15 protein-coding genes are annotated in these 17,300 nt (G+C 41.4%); 3 read left to right on the forward strand and 12 right to left on the reverse strand.

The genetic code is table 11. The features are described from left to right. Nucleotides 1-216: 216 nt before the first annotated feature. Nucleotides 217-1,362 carry a Na/Pi symporter gene (locus DPF90_RS13950; RefSeq protein WP_114786952.1) on the forward strand — a complete coding sequence of 382 codons (1,146 nt, stop codon included), beginning with the start codon at nt 217-219 and terminating at the stop codon, nt 1,360-1,362. 73 nt (nt 1,363-1,435) lie between these two features. On the opposite strand, the gene DPF90_RS13955 is transcribed toward DPF90_RS13950, so the two are convergent. The 5 genes from DPF90_RS13955 to rppH are packed head-to-tail and all read right to left on the reverse strand — an operon-like array spanning nt 1,436 to nt 6,736. After that, a complete protein-coding gene (locus DPF90_RS13955; protein WP_114786953.1) occupies nt 1,436-2,287 on the reverse strand; it encodes a thymidylate synthase in 852 nt (283 codons plus the stop codon). Between the two features lie 14 nt (nt 2,288-2,301). After that, nucleotides 2,302-3,123, reverse strand: coding sequence for a prolipoprotein diacylglyceryl transferase (lgt, locus tag DPF90_RS13960; protein WP_114786954.1), 822 nt, complete (start codon nt 3,121-3,123; stop codon nt 2,302-2,304). A 45-nt stretch (nt 3,124-3,168) separates the two neighbouring features. Beyond that, complete coding sequence (locus DPF90_RS13965) at nt 3,169-3,939, reverse strand: sulfite exporter TauE/SafE family protein (protein WP_114787050.1); 771 nt, start codon at nt 3,937-3,939, stop codon at nt 3,169-3,171. 32 nt (nt 3,940-3,971) lie between these two features. Next, on the reverse strand, nt 3,972-6,215 hold the full coding sequence (gene ptsP, locus DPF90_RS13970; protein ID WP_114786955.1) for a phosphoenolpyruvate--protein phosphotransferase: 2,244 nt from the start codon (nt 6,213-6,215) through the stop codon (nt 3,972-3,974). A 2-nt stretch (nt 6,216-6,217) separates the two neighbouring features. Next, nucleotides 6,218-6,736, reverse strand: a complete 519-nt coding sequence (rppH, locus tag DPF90_RS13975; protein WP_114786956.1) for an RNA pyrophosphohydrolase — start codon at nt 6,734-6,736, stop codon at nt 6,218-6,220. A 616-nt stretch (nt 6,737-7,352) separates the two neighbouring features. Here rppH and mutH point away from each other — a divergent pair. Further along, nucleotides 7,353-8,018 carry a DNA mismatch repair endonuclease MutH gene (gene mutH / locus DPF90_RS13980; protein WP_114786957.1) on the forward strand — a complete coding sequence of 222 codons (666 nt, stop codon included), beginning with the start codon at nt 7,353-7,355 and terminating at the stop codon, nt 8,016-8,018. Here the strand turns inward: mutH and DPF90_RS13985 are convergent. Then, nucleotides 8,015-8,326: a DUF6482 family protein gene (locus DPF90_RS13985; RefSeq protein ID WP_114786958.1), complete on the reverse strand. Its 312-nt coding sequence runs from the start codon at nt 8,324-8,326 to the stop codon at nt 8,015-8,017. The genes mutH and DPF90_RS13985 overlap by 4 nt on opposite strands. A 124-nt stretch (nt 8,327-8,450) precedes the next feature. Between DPF90_RS13985 and DPF90_RS13990 the strand changes: the two genes are divergently transcribed. After that, a complete protein-coding gene (locus DPF90_RS13990; protein WP_114786959.1) occupies nt 8,451-9,485 on the forward strand; it encodes an NADP(H)-dependent aldo-keto reductase in 1,035 nt (344 codons plus the stop codon). A 71-nt stretch (nt 9,486-9,556) separates the two neighbouring features. Here DPF90_RS13990 and DPF90_RS13995 read toward each other — a convergent pair whose 3' ends face one another. The 6 genes from DPF90_RS13995 to rpsO form a co-directional block, all read right to left on the reverse strand. Further along, nucleotides 9,557-9,808 carry a DUF1127 domain-containing protein gene (locus DPF90_RS13995; RefSeq protein ID WP_114786960.1) on the reverse strand — a complete coding sequence of 84 codons (252 nt, stop codon included), beginning with the start codon at nt 9,806-9,808 and terminating at the stop codon, nt 9,557-9,559. A gap of 501 nt (nt 9,809-10,309) precedes the next feature. Then, on the reverse strand, nt 10,310-11,644 hold the full coding sequence (gene vpsR / locus DPF90_RS14000) for a cyclic-di-GMP-binding transcriptional regulator VpsR (protein WP_114786961.1): 1,335 nt from the start codon (nt 11,642-11,644) through the stop codon (nt 10,310-10,312). A 374-nt stretch (nt 11,645-12,018) separates the two neighbouring features. Continuing rightward, a complete protein-coding gene (locus DPF90_RS14005) occupies nt 12,019-13,359 on the reverse strand; it encodes an MATE family efflux transporter (protein WP_114786962.1) in 1,341 nt (446 codons plus the stop codon). A gap of 152 nt (nt 13,360-13,511) precedes the next feature. Continuing rightward, nucleotides 13,512-14,432: a lipoprotein NlpI gene (gene nlpI, locus DPF90_RS14010; RefSeq protein WP_114786963.1), complete on the reverse strand. Its 921-nt coding sequence runs from the start codon at nt 14,430-14,432 to the stop codon at nt 13,512-13,514. Nucleotides 14,433-14,531: 99 nt separating this feature from the next. Beyond that, the gene (pnp, locus tag DPF90_RS14015; RefSeq protein ID WP_114786964.1) at nt 14,532-16,667 is read right to left on the reverse strand and encodes a polyribonucleotide nucleotidyltransferase; all 2,136 of its coding nucleotides are present in this window, start codon (nt 16,665-16,667) and stop codon (nt 14,532-14,534) included. 319 nt (nt 16,668-16,986) lie between these two features. Further along, nucleotides 16,987-17,256 (reverse strand): 30S ribosomal protein S15, encoded by a 270-nt coding sequence (rpsO, locus tag DPF90_RS14020; RefSeq protein ID WP_006957756.1) that lies wholly within the window; start codon nt 17,254-17,256, stop codon nt 16,987-16,989. Nucleotides 17,257-17,300 lie beyond the last annotated feature (44 nt).

The raw sequence follows: 17,300 nt of genomic DNA on the forward strand, positions 1-17,300 counted from the left end.
ATCTGCATCACAAAACTTTGTTTTTAAATTCTAACTAGAGAAAACTAAAATATAAATATTTAATAAAATCAAAAACTAAAGACCATTAGAGCTTCTTAATAAGCAAAAAATCACCGCAACATATAACTGTAATATTAATGACATAATTAACCTCTACTATCGCCAACAGTTTTAATAATTGACCGTAACAATGATTCTGGTCCACGGAGAAAATTTATGAACCAAGCTATTACAACAGCAGCACCTATTTCGAGTACAACTCGATGGTTGCGCTGGGCTAACTTGGCATTCATGCTGTATCTATTGCTTTTAGCAGTATCTATGGTTGGTAGTGGTTTTAAATGGGCAACCGGCGATCAAGCGAAGGTTTTATTTGAATTTGCTTCGCATCCGGTTGCGGGCTTGATGATAGGTTTAGTTGCCACTGCTCTCATTCAATCTTCAAGTACTGTGACTTCTATTATTGTAGGGCTTGTTGCGGGTGGACTACCTGTTGAAACTGCTATCCCAATGATCATGGGAGCGAATATAGGAACGACGGTAACCAATACGCTCGTTTCTCTGGGACACATTCGCAATAAAGAAGAGTTCAAGCGCGCTTTTGCCAGTGCCACGATTCATGACTTCTTCAACTTATTAGCCGTGGCGATTTTCCTACCTCTGGAAATGATGTTTGGTATTTTGGAAAAAGTTTCTCATTGGCTAGTTTCACCATTTCTGGCGACAGGCGACATGAGTATGAAGGGACTAAACTTCATCAAGCCTATTACTAAGCCCGTTGTCGGAGCACTCAAGGAGCCATTGAGCACCTTTGGCGATACAATGGGTGGCGTGATGCTTATAGCTATCGGTATAGCAACTATTTTTGTAGCGATTACCGTGATGGGTAAATTGATGAAAAGCCTGATGGTTGGGCGTGCTCGTGAGATCCTCAAAAGCGCAATCGGTCGCGGCCCAATCCATGGCATCTTATCAGGTTCAGTAGTGACAGTATTGGTACAGTCTTCTTCGACAACCACCAGCTTAATGGTACCTCTGGTAGGCTCTGGCGTATTAAAAGTGAGAGATGTTTATCCATTTACTTTGGGTGCCAATATAGGTACTTGTATTACCGCATTACTGGCAGCAACGGCTGCATCAGGTGAGTTTGCTGTTTTTGCTCTGCAGATAGCACTAGTCCACCTATCATTTAACATACTAGCAACCGTACTTATTTTTGGTATTCCAGTACTGAGAGAATTACCGGTCAAGGCTGCAGATATCATCTCGGACATGGCGGTAAAAAATAAAGCGGTTGTCGCTGGCTACCTCTTAGCGGTATTCCTAGTATTGCCCGGTACTATCCTCGCACTCAGTGCATAAGTAAAACCGATAAAACAAAACCCCGCACATGATTGCGGGGTTTTCTGTTTTAGATACGCCAGTAAAAATGTTATTAAACTGAAAATGGGTATTGAATAGGATCGTGATGCTCATACCCTTCAACCCAAAAATCATCCAACGTCACCCATGTTTCCAAATCTTCAAGTGACTTTATCTCAGGATTGATATGAAAGGTGGGGGCTTGCAATGGTTCACGTTTCAGCTGTATATCTCGCATTAACTCAAGTTGATCATTATAGATGTGAGCGTTAACAATTTTATGATATGCCTGGCCAGCTTTTTTCCCCGTGATCTGAGCCATAACAGCCAGAAACACATAAACTTGCACCATATTAAAGTTTAGGCCCAGAGGCACATCACAAGACCGCTGAGTACTGTTCAAGTACAAGGTATCACCAAGCAGAGAAAAGTGATGACTATACATACATGGACGTAGGCAGCCCATGTGAAATTCTCCGGGGTTATAAAAATTGAGGATCTCTCCCCTATCATCAACACCTCGGGTTAAATCATCGACAATTTTCCGCAATTGATCAACAGAGCCACCACCTGGCTTTGCCCAAGAGCGTCCCTGGACACCATAAACACGGCCCATATCATCGTTGCCTTTTCTATATGGGTTTTTCAACCAAGCTGAATTTTGGTTAGCGTTTGCATCCCATGTTTTCGTGCCAAGTCTTCGGAAATCCTCGGCGTTATCATAACCTCGGATATAACCTAGTAGTTCTGCAACCGCGGCTTTCCAAAAACTTTTTCTGGTTGTCACCAAGGGAAACTGATTCTGAGCAACGTCATAAGTGAGATCTGAGTTAATCACAGTTAAGCAGCGTTTGCCTGTACGTTCATTTTTGACCCACTCACCGTGGTCTACAATACGCTGACACAGATCTAAATATTGTTTCACATTTGTTCCTTATTTTATTTCGTCTGCTGTGGGATCACATCTTTATAGTGGCCACGTTTATATGCCCACAACATCATGAAAATGCCGCCAATAACCATAGGTAATGACAAAATTTGCCCCATGGATATAAAGCCGCCAAATAATCCTAAGTGCGCATCGGGTTCACGAACATATTCAACTAAGAAACGGAATGAACCATAGCCCGCTAAAAACAATCCAGACACGGCGCCAAGTGGACGCGGCTTTTTGATAAACCAATTCAAGATCAGAAACAAAACAACCCCTTCAAGGGCCATTTCATATAACTGAGAAGGATGGCGAGGTAGAGGCCCACCCGTAGGGAAAACCATTGCCCATGGCACATCCGTTACACGTCCCCAAAGCTCACCGTTCATAAAGTTACCAAGTCTACCCATACCTAAACCAAAAGGAACCAGTGGGGCGATAAAGTCAGCAACACCGAAAAACGTACGGCCATTCTTTTTGGCATACCAGAACATGGCGCTAATCACACCCAACAAACCACCATGGAATGACATGCCACCAGTCCAAACTTTGAATAGGTAAAGAGGATCTTGTAGGAAGAGATCAAAGTTGTAGAATACAACATACCCGATACGACCGCCGATGACGACCCCAAGGAATCCAGCAAACAAGAGATCCGAAACCTGTTCCCTTGTCCAACCACTATCAGCTTGGTCTGCTCGCCTATTAGCCAACCAGAGAGCAAACGCAAAACCAATTAAATACATCAAACCGTACCAACGAATTGATAAAGGCCCAAGTGAGATCAGAACGGGATCGATATTGGGGAATTCAAGGAATCCTTGAGACATAAAACTACCACTCTTTTGGTGTTAAGATAATTAAATGAGAGTTCGTTACCACAGCATAGTTCCCGCAACAAAGAGCAAAAACACCGCAAAGATTTTTTTCAATGCATTAGTCGGTAAAGAAGTCGCCAATTTAGCACCAATACGTGTCGTCAACATGGACGCTGATGCAATCGCGAAAAGGGCAGGTAAATAAACATAGCCCAAACTATACATTGGCAGAGATTGTGCCTTATAACCATGCAAGATGAAACCTATCATTCCTGCCATGGCAATAAAACATCCGCACACTGATGAAGAACCAACAGCCTTGCGCATTTCCACACCATGACGGTTAAGAAAAGGAACTGATAATGAGCCGCCGCCAATACCTGCAAGACTTGATACCATACCGATACCAGTACCAATAGAGATAGTCGCCAAGTTGCCAGGCATGGTTTTAGTGCTCTGCCTTTTAATCGAGGACAGCATTTGGATAGCCAAACCTAACACAATAAAACCAAAGACCTTGGGCAAATATTCAGCTGGTAGCCATTCGGCAATATTTGCTCCGAAAAAACCACCAACCATAACTCCAGGCATCAACCACTTAACAACATGAATATCGACATTACCGAGCTTAAAATGATTAAAAGCTGAAGAAGCTGAAGTGACTATAATTGAGGCAAGAGAAGTGGCTAGCGCTATTTGCATACTAATTGAAGCATCGATTCCGGCAAGTGGTAAAAGAAATAGTAATGCGGGTACAACAATTAAACCACCACCAATACCAAGTAGCCCTGCCATTATCCCCACAAATCCCCCAAGAAGGGCTAGCATAGCTAAAAATTCAATATTCACATCGTTCCTTTTTATTTTCCTGCGCGGATAAAGCCAGAGAAGCCTTTGACATCAAAGAAGGTTTTCATCATAGTATAAATCTCGTTACCATATGGCTTCATCAAAGCTTGGGTAGCGAGATCCTGTAATTCACGGCTGTCTGTGTGTCGCAGTAAATATTTAATTTTTGCCACGTTTGAGGTATTCATACTCAAGCTTCGATATCCAAGTCCAACCATAAGCAGAGCACCAATAGGATCGCCTGCCAATTCTCCACAAATACACACGGGTAATTTGAGTTGCTCACATGTTTGATGGATATGCTCTAGCGCCATCACAACAGATGGATGCATAGATTCATAAACATCGGCCACCCTAGCATTGTTTCGATCGACTGCCAGCAAGTATTGGGTAAGATCGTTGGTGCCAATTGATACAAAATCGACTTTCTCTGCGATAAGAGGCAACAAATATATCATAGATGGAACTTCAATCATGACTCCAATGGCAGGCATAACGATTCTACTGTCTTGCTTAGCCAGTTCCAAATGAGCACGCTCGATCAATTCTAAAGCACTATCAAGTTCTTGGGTACCTGAAACCATAGGAAGTAGAATACTGAGATTTTGATGATTGACACTCGCTTTCATCATAGCTCTTATTTGCATTAGAAAAATATCTGGATGATCGAGCGTAAAGCGGATACCTCGCCACCCTAGGAAAGGGTTATCTTCCTCTATGGGTAGATAAGGTAATGCTTTGTCCCCTCCTATATCCAGAGTACGCATTACTACACGTTTATCTGGGTAAGTGTTAAGGACCGATTTATACTGAAGGACCTGCTCCTCCTCGGATGGGAAACGATGGTGGAGTAAAAAAGAAATTTCCGTTCTATATAAGCCCACGCCATCAACACCTTGATTTATTGCTATGTTAGCGTCAGCGCTAAGTCCGGCATTGAGCATTATTTCGATACGTACATTGTCTTTAGTTTGCGCAGGTTCAAGGGCTTTTTGATTGACCAAGGTAGCAAGCTCTCCTTCTTCATCAACCAACTCACGATATTCCCTCAGCAATTGCTCATTAGGTGAAATAAATAACTTGCCACTGTATCCGTCTACAATACCCTTCTTGCCATTAATTTCCTTTAGGTTTAACGTAACCCCCATAACAGTCGGGAGCCCGAGAGCACGAGATAATATTGCAGCATGAGAGTTTGCCGCTCCTTCCAGAGCAACGACGGCAAGTAACTTTTTTCTCGGTACGGACGCAAGCAATGTTGCTGTCAACTCACGAACAACCAAAATCACAGGTTTTTCAAATTCTGGTTGGCATCTCTCAGTATTCTGGAGAAAAAAAAGCAGGCGCTGTCCAAGTTCTTTGACATCCTGAGCTCGTTCACGCATATATACATCTGACATTTTTGCAAAGCGATTAGAGTAGTTCTCGACTACTTGCCTCAATGCCCAATCCGCGCGGTCTCCTTTTTGCACCTGACTTTTGAGATCCTTACGAAGCATAGGGTCATTGAGCAAATGTGTAAACAGATCAAAAATAGCCAATGCATCTTTGTTAATTTCACCATCAAATTTTTTCCGCATTCTACGAAAATCACTCAGGGCTTCTTCAATCGCTAGCAGTAATACCTCTTGCTCATGTTCGATATCTAGAGTAGATGCAGGATACACCTCTGATAAATCAACCAAGGTGTCGTCCCAACGAAACTCACCAATAGCAACACCAGAAGAGGCAGCAATACCTCTAATATCATCTTGACCTTTCTCTAGACGCCATTGGCCTTGGCTTTGGGCATGAGCAATAATCACCGCTAACTGAGCAGCAAGCGTTACCAGAAATGACTCTTCAATTTCATTAAATTGACGGGGTTGCTTTTGCTGCACGACTAAAACGCCAAGCACTTGTCTTCGGTAAATAATGGGAGTGCCAAGAAAGCTATGGTAGATTTTTTCACCAAGCTGAGAAAAATATTTGAAATTAGGGTGCTTCGAAGCTTCCGCAAGATTTAACGGTTCAGCACTGCGCTTAACTAGACCAACTAGCCCTTCACTGAAGCTTATGTGGATTTTTTTCCCCTTAAACTTAAGCCCCTTTGTGGCCATCAGTTCTAAACGCTGCATATCTTCATTGGCAAGGTAAACCGTGCAGCATTCAGTCTTCATCGCACTGCACGTTTGCGTAACCAGAACTTTTAAAGCCTGATGAATATCCTCTAATTTGGATACCTGTTCAACAATGTCCCTTAGTTGAGAAAGCATGTCTACCCTCTTCTGTGCTTACGCTTACCTTTCGCTTTACGCTCCTTAAATGGCATAGCCACCGAAGAAAACTCTTTCATTGCCCTGCGATAAACATCGCGTTTAAAAGACACAACTTGCCTGACTGGGTACCAATAACTTACCCACCGCCAACCATCAAATTCAGGGGCATTTCCTCGCTGCATATTAATCCGTGATTCATCACAGTCCAAACGAAGAAGAAACCATTTCTGTTTTTGTCCAATACAGACAGGCTTGGAGTCCCAACGAACCAATCTTTTCGGTAACTTATATCTCAACCAATGACGACTTGTTGCGACGATCTTGACATCTTTACTGGTAAGACCAACCTCTTCGTATAACTCCCTATACATTGCCTGCTCAGGAGTTTCCCCATCATCAATTCCTCCTTGAGGAAATTGCCATGAATGTTGCCCGTATCGTTTAGCCCAGAAGACCTGACCATGGTTGTTACAAATTACTATCCCGACATTCAAGCGGTAACCATCGCCATCTATCACTGGCCAACCTCTAATAAATTCTTAATTACTGTGATTTTTCCACATATCCCCAGATGTAGCAAACATCCTCTTCTAATTGACACATAAAACATGCAGTGCAAAACAGTTTATGAATAAAAATCCTTCTAATAGATAGTTATTCACATAACAATGAGAGACTCACCACATTTATTCACCTTTTCTGTGTATAAGTATGTGAAGAATTCAAAAAAATGAGAATTGCTTACTCTTAAGATTCAAGCTCCTATTTAAACCTTTTGACGAACAAGGAAATAAAATAAATTAAAATCATAATCTTAATGATAAATACAGCCCCTACAAAAAAAAGAGTAAAGCTAGAATCACGACTAAATCTTAGATCGGTCAAAGATCCATCAGGGTTTAGTTTATCCACAAAAAGATCTTGTCAGATACGTGTTTTTCGTAAAATACAAGCCCTAAATCATCAAAAAAACCTGTTTATTCATACACTCTCCACTGGCGATTTCCTATGTATCTACATAGTGTGTGGATAACTTGACTGACAGTGATCTTTTCACCTAGTAAGATCGACGGTAAGCACTTTTAACTATAAATCCGGTACAATACAGTCATACGAAAGATCAAATAAAGCACTATGAAAGTTGAACCGAAATCTGAGCAGGAACTATTTCAACGAGCAATGGAAGTTGCAGGTATTAGCTTTAAGGAATTGGCACAAGAAGCCAACCTGACGGTTCCACCAAACCTAAAAAAAGACAAAGGCTGGGTAGGCCAGCTCATAGAATGGCACTTGGGTGCGCCTGCAGGAAGCAAAGCTGAGCAAGACTTTAAGCACCTGGGAATCGAATTAAAAACGATACCTATTAGTTACACAGGTAAACCATTAGAAACAACCTTCGTCTGTGTGGCACCATTGATGGGAATCCAAGGGCTAACTTGGGAAACTAGCCACGTATGTAATAAGCTTTCTCGAGTACTATGGGTCCCAGTTGAGGGCGAGCGGGAAATACCGCTCGCTGACCGCCGAGTTGGAACGCCCCTAATATGGACACCGAATGAAGAAGAAAACGCTCAACTCAAAGCAGATTGGGAAGAGTTAATGGAAATGATCGTCCTTGGTCACGTGGAAAAGATTACCGCTCATCATGGTCAAATTCTGCAACTTAGACCAAAAGCAGCTCACAGCCGCGTCTTGACTGAGGCATATGGGGCTTCTGGGAAACCGATTATGACCTTACCGCGCGGTTTCTACCTTCGTACACAATTTACTTCAAGCATCCTAGAAAAACATTTTTTCTAATGCGTTGTTAGGGATAGTTCAACATCATAATATAATGGACCATCGCCTGCACCACATTCATCATAGGTATTGTGCAGCCGCAGATATGCTTTATTAATCCCAAGCTTTAATAGTGCTTCTCTAACCATGTCCAGAGATTCGAAATGAATAAGCTCATCCTTTTCTTTAATCGGCTCTAATCTGTGTTTATATTCAACAGCAAGAAGATAGTGAGACAGATCAGAGCACCCTATCACAAAAACTTTCGGCGGCTGATAGTTATCTTTATGATGACCGTGGATCCATTTATCTAGTTGACTTTTTTGCATACTTCACCCCCATGTTAGATTTTAGTTAACATTAACAGTTTTGCGAAATTGTTACCGAGATAGATTTCATCCAACGCTTCGATACCCTATATTGGTATAAAAGCGATTAGTGTAAGGAAGGTTTATGCAATACAACAAGTTACCTCACTCCTCTCTTGAAATCAGTCAGATATGTCTTGGCACTATGACCTATGGTGAACAAAATTCAGAGAGAGAAGCATTTGAGCAGCTAGATTATGCACTAGAGAGAGGGGTAAATTTTATAGATACTGCGGAAATGTACCCAGTTCCATCCAGCTCTGAGAGCCAAGGGTTAACAGAAACATACATTGGTAATTGGCTAAAAAAGTCAGGGAAACGAGAAAAAGTCATACTAGCCACCAAAGTTGCAGGCCCAAGAAATATACCCTATATTCGCGACAATATGAGTCTAGATCGACGCAATATTCACCAAGCGATCGATGATAGTTTAAAACGACTACAAACCGATCACATCGACCTCTACCAACTTCATTGGCCACAGAGACGTACAAATTGTTTCGGCCAACTCAATTACCCCTATCCAGATCAACAAGAAGATGTAACTTTAATCGAAACTTTAGACAGTCTCGCCGGTCTTGTTCAGGCAGGAAAAATACGTTACATCGGCGTATCCAATGAAACTCCATGGGGGGTAATGACACTACTCCGCTTAGCAGAAAAACATGAGCTCCCACGTATTGTTTCTATCCAAAATCCATATAATCTTCTTAACAGAAGCTTTGAGGTGGGGTTATCAGAAATTAGTCATTATGAAGGTGTAAAGCTGTTAGCATATTCACCGCTTGCTTTCGGGTGCTTGAGTGGTAAGTACCTAAATAATACTCGCCCAAAAGGAGCGAGGTGCTCTTTATTTGAGCGTTTTGTGCGTTATTTTACACCTCAAGGCATTCAAGCGACAGAGGCGTATGTGAGCTTAGCAAGGGATCATGGCTTAACTCCAGCCCAAATGGCATTAGCATTTGTTAATCAACGTCCATTCGTTGCTTCTACCATAATAGGTGCGACCAACTTAGAACAACTAAAATCGAACATTGATAGCCTAGACATTGAGCTCAGTGAGGAGCTACTTAACGATCTTCAAGAAATAGGAATAACTTACTCTAACCCGTGTCCCTAAACATAAAAATCCGTTAGCTTATCCAGCTTGCGACAGACCAGGGCCAATCGAGAGTCAATTGGCCCGATAAATTACGTCGGTATTCGCGAAGAGAGCACTCGTCGAAGGTGGCGAATACGGCGTTCGGTTTTCACATCATCAGGGACAGTATCTCCAATGCAACGGCCACCTTTTTCTAAACCTATATCACGCATAAGGTGCTCATTAGTAAAAGGGATTTGAAATGCAGCACGACGAACTCGGCGCTTCCACTGTCTTTCTTCACGGCGTAAATCGATTTTAACTAAAAAAATAGCAAGCTTTAAATAAACAGAATGACTCATAATGATTCTCCAGTCGGTGCGGCTGGGGAAAGTTAACGATCTAACCAAAGATAGGCTTTATTTTAATTCGCTGCTTTCTCCGCAGCCAATTAAAATAAACAGGCACGGATTAATTAAATTACTTTTCTACTCTTAAAATCACAGGCACCAGATGTGATGCTTTTGTCTGAGATAAAGAAAGATTCACAAGCAGAAGCATTGTGAGATGGTACAAATTTAAAATGTGTCATTCTTTGCCTCCAAGTAAATTATTAATCCATATAAGATAGGTATGATCTTTTAGATCACATGATGATTATATACATACAGAAACATATATCAATTTATTTCTGTCGATAATTTATAATAAGGATTATTAATCTGATATTAGCCATGAGAAAATAAATAGAACACCATATTTAACTTAGGAAAAGTAATTATAGCCGTTTATCTGCTATTACTCGTGCTAACCTATTACAATATGACCACACATATGAAATATGTGGTCATACCCGATTAAACCTAACTAGTAATATCAGCAATCAGATTGTGCTTGTTGAGTAGTCTATACATAGTTGCGCGAGAAACACCGAGTTCCTTAGCTGCCATTGCAACTTGTCCCGAATGTGATTCCAATACCAGCAGCAGCGCATCTCTTTCACTGCTTTCGCGTATACTCTTCAAACTGCGCTTCACTTCACTTCGCTTTGGCAGATCTAAATGCTGCTCATCCAACATCACAGTATCCGACATGAGAACAATGCGTTTTATCTGATTCATCAACTCACGAACATTGCCAGGCCAATGGTATCGAGTTAGATCACGAACCGCTTCTTCAGTAAAACTCCTTGCCTGAGCGTTATATTCTTTAGAATATTCTTGGAGAAAATGACGAGCCAAAATGGCAATATCACCAGCTCTCTCTTTCAAGCTTGGTACATTTATACGTAATACATTGATGTAATGATATAACTCATCATTAAAGTTACCATCCATTAGCGCCTTTTCAATATCACCAGAATTTGCAGCCAAAATACGAACATCTACCTCTTTTGTTCCTTCCTCCGTATCTATGGTACCTTCCTGCAAAAATCGTAGTAGATTTAGTTGCTGAGAATGAGGCAAAGTCAAAATATCATTAAGTAGAATCGTTCCTCCATCCGCTTTCTCTAGGATAGATGGTTCAGATAAATCATCTCGATTAATGCCAAAAAGATCACTTTCTAATCTTCTTTCAGACATGGCACGGCAGTTTACCGAAATAAACTCTCTCTGCGAACGAGATGATGTTTTATGCACTGCTCTAGCAACGGTTTCTTTGCCCGTACCACTTTCACCGTAAATCAAAATACTGACATCTGTCGGCCCGATGCGTTTTATCTGATCCCGCAGACGCTTAAGTGGAATAGAGTTACCAATTAGCCCCATATTGTCATTGCTTCCGTAATAAGGCCACACTTTCTTCTCTAGCTTTAACATACCAAGCTGATGCCCAATGGTACTCAACAATTGAGCATCGGGTATAGGTGCAGTAAAAAAGTCGATACAAAAGTTAACAATGAATTGGCAGATAGTATCTGAGCTTAGCTGAGATTCTCTGATAAATGCTAGCCAACGGACTTGCTTATGATTACTTACTAAGTTGGCGATACCATTGAGACTAAATTCATCATGACTCAAATCAACGATACCAATACAAGGCCCTGTCTCACTAAATAATGAATCTGCTTTACGCAAATCTGCACACTGAGTACAGTACCATCCGACCTGCTCTAGGACTGATAACCATGGTTCATATGTCCCGCCTACAACAATAAGTGAACCAGGAATGGAGTCCATTCGGAATTGACTAGCCATGCAATACATCCCTTTTATTTTTTTGAATTATAATTGTGTGTTCCCGAAAACACGCTGACACAAGGTTACATTATCGAGACTCTTCTAGATAATCTGTCTCAAGATTAAGACTAGTGAGTTAATTATATAATTTAAAGAAAATTCTTTGCCATTTAAAAAATAAAAAAATCAATAAATCCCCACAAAACGAGATATTGAGCCAAGTTATTTATAAGCCTTTGAATGGTATGTTTTTTTAAATATGGCGTTCTCTTATGAATCGTAAAAACAATATTATTACTCGTTTATATAACTTTAAATTGAATTTAAATATAAATTTAATGAATAAAAAATCATCATCAAGATCATTTAAACTTACCCAGTTAGTAAGAAGATTACTGTGATAAAAATTGCTCTTTCCGTCGAGTTCTATCGTCACGTACATCCTTAGCTAACATAACAACAACAAACAAACTTAAAGTTATATTCGACAAAGGGTAAGCTATCCATATACCTGTCATACCGATTAACTTAGGCATTATATACAAGAATGGTAATTGAATGAGCATATTACCCACGGTAACAAACATCGCTTTTGACCCTTTATTAATCGCTTGGTAATAAGCTGCAACGACAACAAGAAAGCCATCAAATGCTAGCGCAAACAAGTGTAAGCGAATGCCGATAATCGCATTTTCAATCAATAATTCATTAGTGTGATTAAATACTGATACAAATTCTTTAGGAAATACATTCAACAAGCACACAGATCCAAGCCCAATCGCTACGGTACTTATTATTGCCATTTTCAGTAATTTTCTGACATTTTCTTGGTCATTTGCCCCATGATTATAACTGACTAAAGGCTGCATACCATTTGCGATTCCTTCAGCAATGAGGTAATAAACGGTAACAATATAGCCAAGGATTGCATAAGCCCCAATAACCATTTGATCACCATAATGAGAAAAAAGACTATTGTGAACTGCAATCATAAGTGCGCCATAGGCATACATGAAAAAGCTCGCAAAACCTATGCTAACAATCTTGGGTGCCAAATATAACTTGGGGCTAAATTCTGACAAGCGTAGGCGCAATGTCGCTTTATGGGAAAAAAAATAGAACACTCCGACTAGGCTTACAAACATCTGAGCCAATCCTGTCGCGATAGCAGCGCCGGTTAATTCCCAACCTAGAAAAGCGATGAAAACATAGTCAAAAAGAATATTAAGTAGAGCACCTGTAATCATCAAAGAAGTGGCAAGACTAGGGCTATTATCATTACGCAGTAAAAACGGCATAGCAATGGATCCCAGTGTAAACACGCAAGCCAGAACAAGAACCTCCAAATATTGCAAACCCAATTCAAGTACGCGCTCTTCAACTCCTTGCCAGCGTAAAAAGTCGTCTGATAACCAATACAAAGCACTGGCAATAACTGGCATCAATAAAGCGAGCAACAATAGCCCTGTTGAAAGAACCTGTTTAGCTCCTTTACTATCTTGTTGACCTTGACGAATGGAAATCAGCGCCCCAGTTCCTACGCCAACCATCATACCTATAGCCAGAATAGAGCCAATTACAGGCCATGCGACGTTAATTCCCGCTAAACCATCAGCCCCAACAAAACGACCTATAAAAATACCATCTACTACTTGGTAAAATCCTGAGACTAGCATTGCTAATACTGTGGGAAAGGTATATTTAAAAAACTGGCGATGAATTGATATTTGCATAGAAAGCCATTGTATAAAATCAGGAGCAACGACGTGAATCACTCTAGGTCACAGTCTGATACCTGTGTTATGTACTTGTAGGTTTGCGTGTTCTCGCAATAAAAAGCCGCAGCTTGACTAGACCGCGGCTTCAAACTTAAATGATTGTTGAGTTAACGAGATACTTGTTTATCCATTGAGCCAGACGGCTCCCTTTTCTGTATTTGTTCATAGATTCCCTGCAACTCAAGAAATGCGTAGCGATGCTCTACATAATCAAAAACATTAAAAGAAATCGCTAATTTATAGAAAGAAACGGCTTTGGCTAAATCACGCTCAGTTCCTTTTGCCTGATAACGCTTACCTAAATAAAAATACGCTTCCGTCAATCGTTGCGCTCGAACCGTTCTATCTTTGCTCGTACTGTATATTGCATTAAAGGCATCTTTCTCAGACACCTCATCTAGCATGATTGCAACAAGAAACCATCCCCATTGCCTGTCACTATTTTTATAACGTTGCTCAAGCTCTTGTTTTGCAACATCAGGGGAGAACTCAGACTTTACGATATACAGCCATAGAGCCCTGAAAGGGTCACTCGGATCTTGATCATAATGCTTTTGCATATCTTCTAAGGCTAGCTCAAACCGATCACCATAATACAAAGCAATTGCCCTATTTCGAGCAGCATACGCATTCTCTGGTGCAAGCTCTAACGCTGAATCAAACGCATCATACGCAGCATCAAAGTTTCTATTTTCAGTAAAATAAACACCGAGCAAATTAAATAAATCAGCCTGAGCAGGAACAATAGCCAATGACTGTTCGTAGTCTAGTCTTGCTAAGTTTCTCAAGCCTACACTGTCGTAGTAACTCCCTCTTTCAAAATACATCTTAGCTCGAGTTTCATTCGGCAAGTCATTCCTTTGCAGTAATTGACTCAATCTAGCGATTTGCACTTCTTGCTGTAATGTTGGTTGCAGAGCTTCCACCATTGGAGGTAATACCCAATCGGGTTGACGATCAATCAAAGAGGAACAACCCAGATTACCCAACAAAGTCATGCTTAATATGGCAGCTTGAAACCATTTCACAAATAAATACTCCTATCGCTAAAATCCTGATTGCCTAACAGACATAAAAAAGGGAGCTCAATGCTCCCTTTATACCATGCTTTAGGTCAAATTAGCCACTTACTCGGCATCAACAGATGGCTTATCTGCTACTGCTTCCTCAGCTGGCTTTTCAACTGCTTCTTTCATACTTAAACGCACACGACCTTGGCGATCAATTTCAAGCACTTTAACCTGAACTTCTTGACCTTCAGTTAGGTAGTCAGAAACTTTTTCTACACGCTTCTCTGCAATTTGAGAAATATGAACCAGACCATCTTTACCAGGTAGAATAGTCACAAATGCACCAAAATCAGCTAGGCGAGCAACCTTACCCAAGTAAATACGGCCAACTTCAACTTCAGCGGTGATTTCTTCGATACGACGAATCGCCTCTTTAGCTGCAGTACCTTCTGTTGCGGCAATCTTGATCGTGCCATCATCTTCAATTTCGATAGTTGTACCCGTCTCTTCGGTTAGAGAACGAATAACAGCGCCACCTTTACCTATCACATCTTTGATCTTTTCAGCGCTAATCTTCATCGTATGGATACGAGGTGCAAATTCAGAGATGTCTTCACGAGCGTCAGAGATAGCTTCATCCATCACAGACAAAATGTGCTTACGCGCGCCTTGGGCTTGGTTAAGCGCAATTTGCATGATCTCTTTAGTGATACCTTCGATCTTGATGTCCATTTGAAGTGCAGTAATACCTGTGTTCGTACCTGCTACTTTAAAGTCCATGTCACCTAGGTGATCTTCGTCGCCTAGGATATCAGAAAGAACGACAAAATCGTCACCCTCTTTAACAAGACCCATTGCGATACCAGCAACAGAAGACTTGATTGGCACACCAGCATCCATAAGTGCTAGAGACGTACCACATACAGAAGCCATTGAAGAAGAACCGTTAGATTCTGTGATTTCTGATACAACACGTACCGTGTATGGGAACTCTTCTACAGACGGCATAACTGCTGCGATACCACGCTTAGCAAGTTTACCGTGGCCGATTTCACGACGCTTCGGAGAACCAACAAAACCTGTTTCACCAACACAGTATGGAGGGAAGTTATAGTGTAGTAAGAAGTGATCTTTACGTTCACCCGTTAGCTCGTCGATGATTTGTGCATCGCGCTGCGTACCAAGAGTTGCAGTTACAAGCGCCTGAGTTTCACCGCGAGTGAATAATGATGAACCGTGGGTACGTGGAAGAACGCCAGTACGTACGTCTAGCGCACGAACCATATCTTTTTCACGACCGTCGATACGTGGGTTACCAGCTATGATGCTGCGACGCACTACTGTCTTCTCTAGATCATGGAAGATAGTGTGAATTTCTTTTGTATTTGCTTCTGGATCTTCAGCAAGCAGCACTTCGTTAACTTCGGCAGCAATCTCGTGGATACGATCGTAACGCGCCATTTTTTCAGTGATTTGGTAAGCTTCAACAAGCTTCGCTTCTGCAAGTTCAGCAATCTTAGTGTTAAGTGCAGTGTTCTCTTCAGGAGCAACCCAATCCCAAGCAGGCGTAGCAACTTCAGCTTTAAACTCGTTAATTGCTTTGATAACCGCTTGCTGTTGGTCGTGACCATAAACCACCGCAGATAGCATTTCTTCTTCAGTTAGATTGTCCGCTTCTGACTCAACCATGAGAACTGCTGATTCAGTACCGGCAACAACTAGGTCTAACTTAGACGTTTCTAGTTCAGTATTGCTTGGGTTAAGAACAAGTTGACCGTCGATGTGGCCAACACGTGCAGCTCCGATAGGACCGTTGAACGGGATACCAGAGATAGCTAGTGCTGCTGACGTACCGATCATTGTTACGATATCTGGCTGAACATCAGGGTTTACCGATACAACTGTCGCGATAACTTGCACTTCATTTTTAAATGCATCAGGGAAAAGTGGGCGAATTGGACGGTCGATTAGGCGTGCCGTCAGAGTTTCGCCTTCTGAAGGGCGACCTTCACGTTTAAAGAAACCACCAGGAATTTTACCCGCAGCATATGTGCGTTCTTGATAGTTAACAGTTAGAGGGAAGAAGTCTTGACCTTCTACCGCTTCTTTTTTACCTACAACCGATACAAATACGGCTGTATCATCCATAGTAACCATCACTGCTGCGGTCGCTTGACGAGCAATAACGCCAGTTTCTAGAGTAACGGTGTGATTACCGTATTGAAACGTTTTAACAACTGGTTTTTCGAACATTGTTATTCCTTGATTCTGAGAATTCCAAAGTGACTCTCAGAGTGTGTTAAATGACACTCAAGACACTACAAATCGCGACTAGTAAAAATGCACTATCTTGACGCCAGCAAATAGGGGGGCAGTAGTGACATTTATAATAGCCGCGACCTTTTGGTCGACGAGGTTGACTGTAATGTAATGAGCTATACCTTGACGAACTCATACAATATGAGAACGCGCGTGCGTAGTATAACGAGTTAAATTTGATTTGGCTAAATTTAGCCAACAAAAAAGGGGCAAAAGCCCCTTTTTCGACAAACTGCTCTATGCAATCGCTAAATTAGCGACGTAGGCCTAGACGCTTGATTAGGTCATGGTAACGATCTAGATCTTTACCTTTTAGGTAGTCTAGAAGCTTACGACGACGAGAAACCATACGTAGCAGACCACGACGGCTGTGGTGATCGCCTTTGTGTGCTTTGAAGTGACCTTGTAGGTGGTTAATAGAAGCAGTAAGTAGAGCTACTTGAACTTCTGGTGAACCTGTGTCGCCTTCGCCACGTGCGTAGTCAGCAACGATTGCTGCTTTAGTTTCTGCATTCAGAGACATAATTCTCTCCTAATAAGAGTAAGTTAAACATTGTGCCAGCCAAT

Origin of the sequence: Vibrio tetraodonis (assembly GCF_003350295.1) — a bacterium.
Lineage (GTDB): Bacteria > Pseudomonadota > Gammaproteobacteria > Enterobacterales > Vibrionaceae > Vibrio > Vibrio tetraodonis.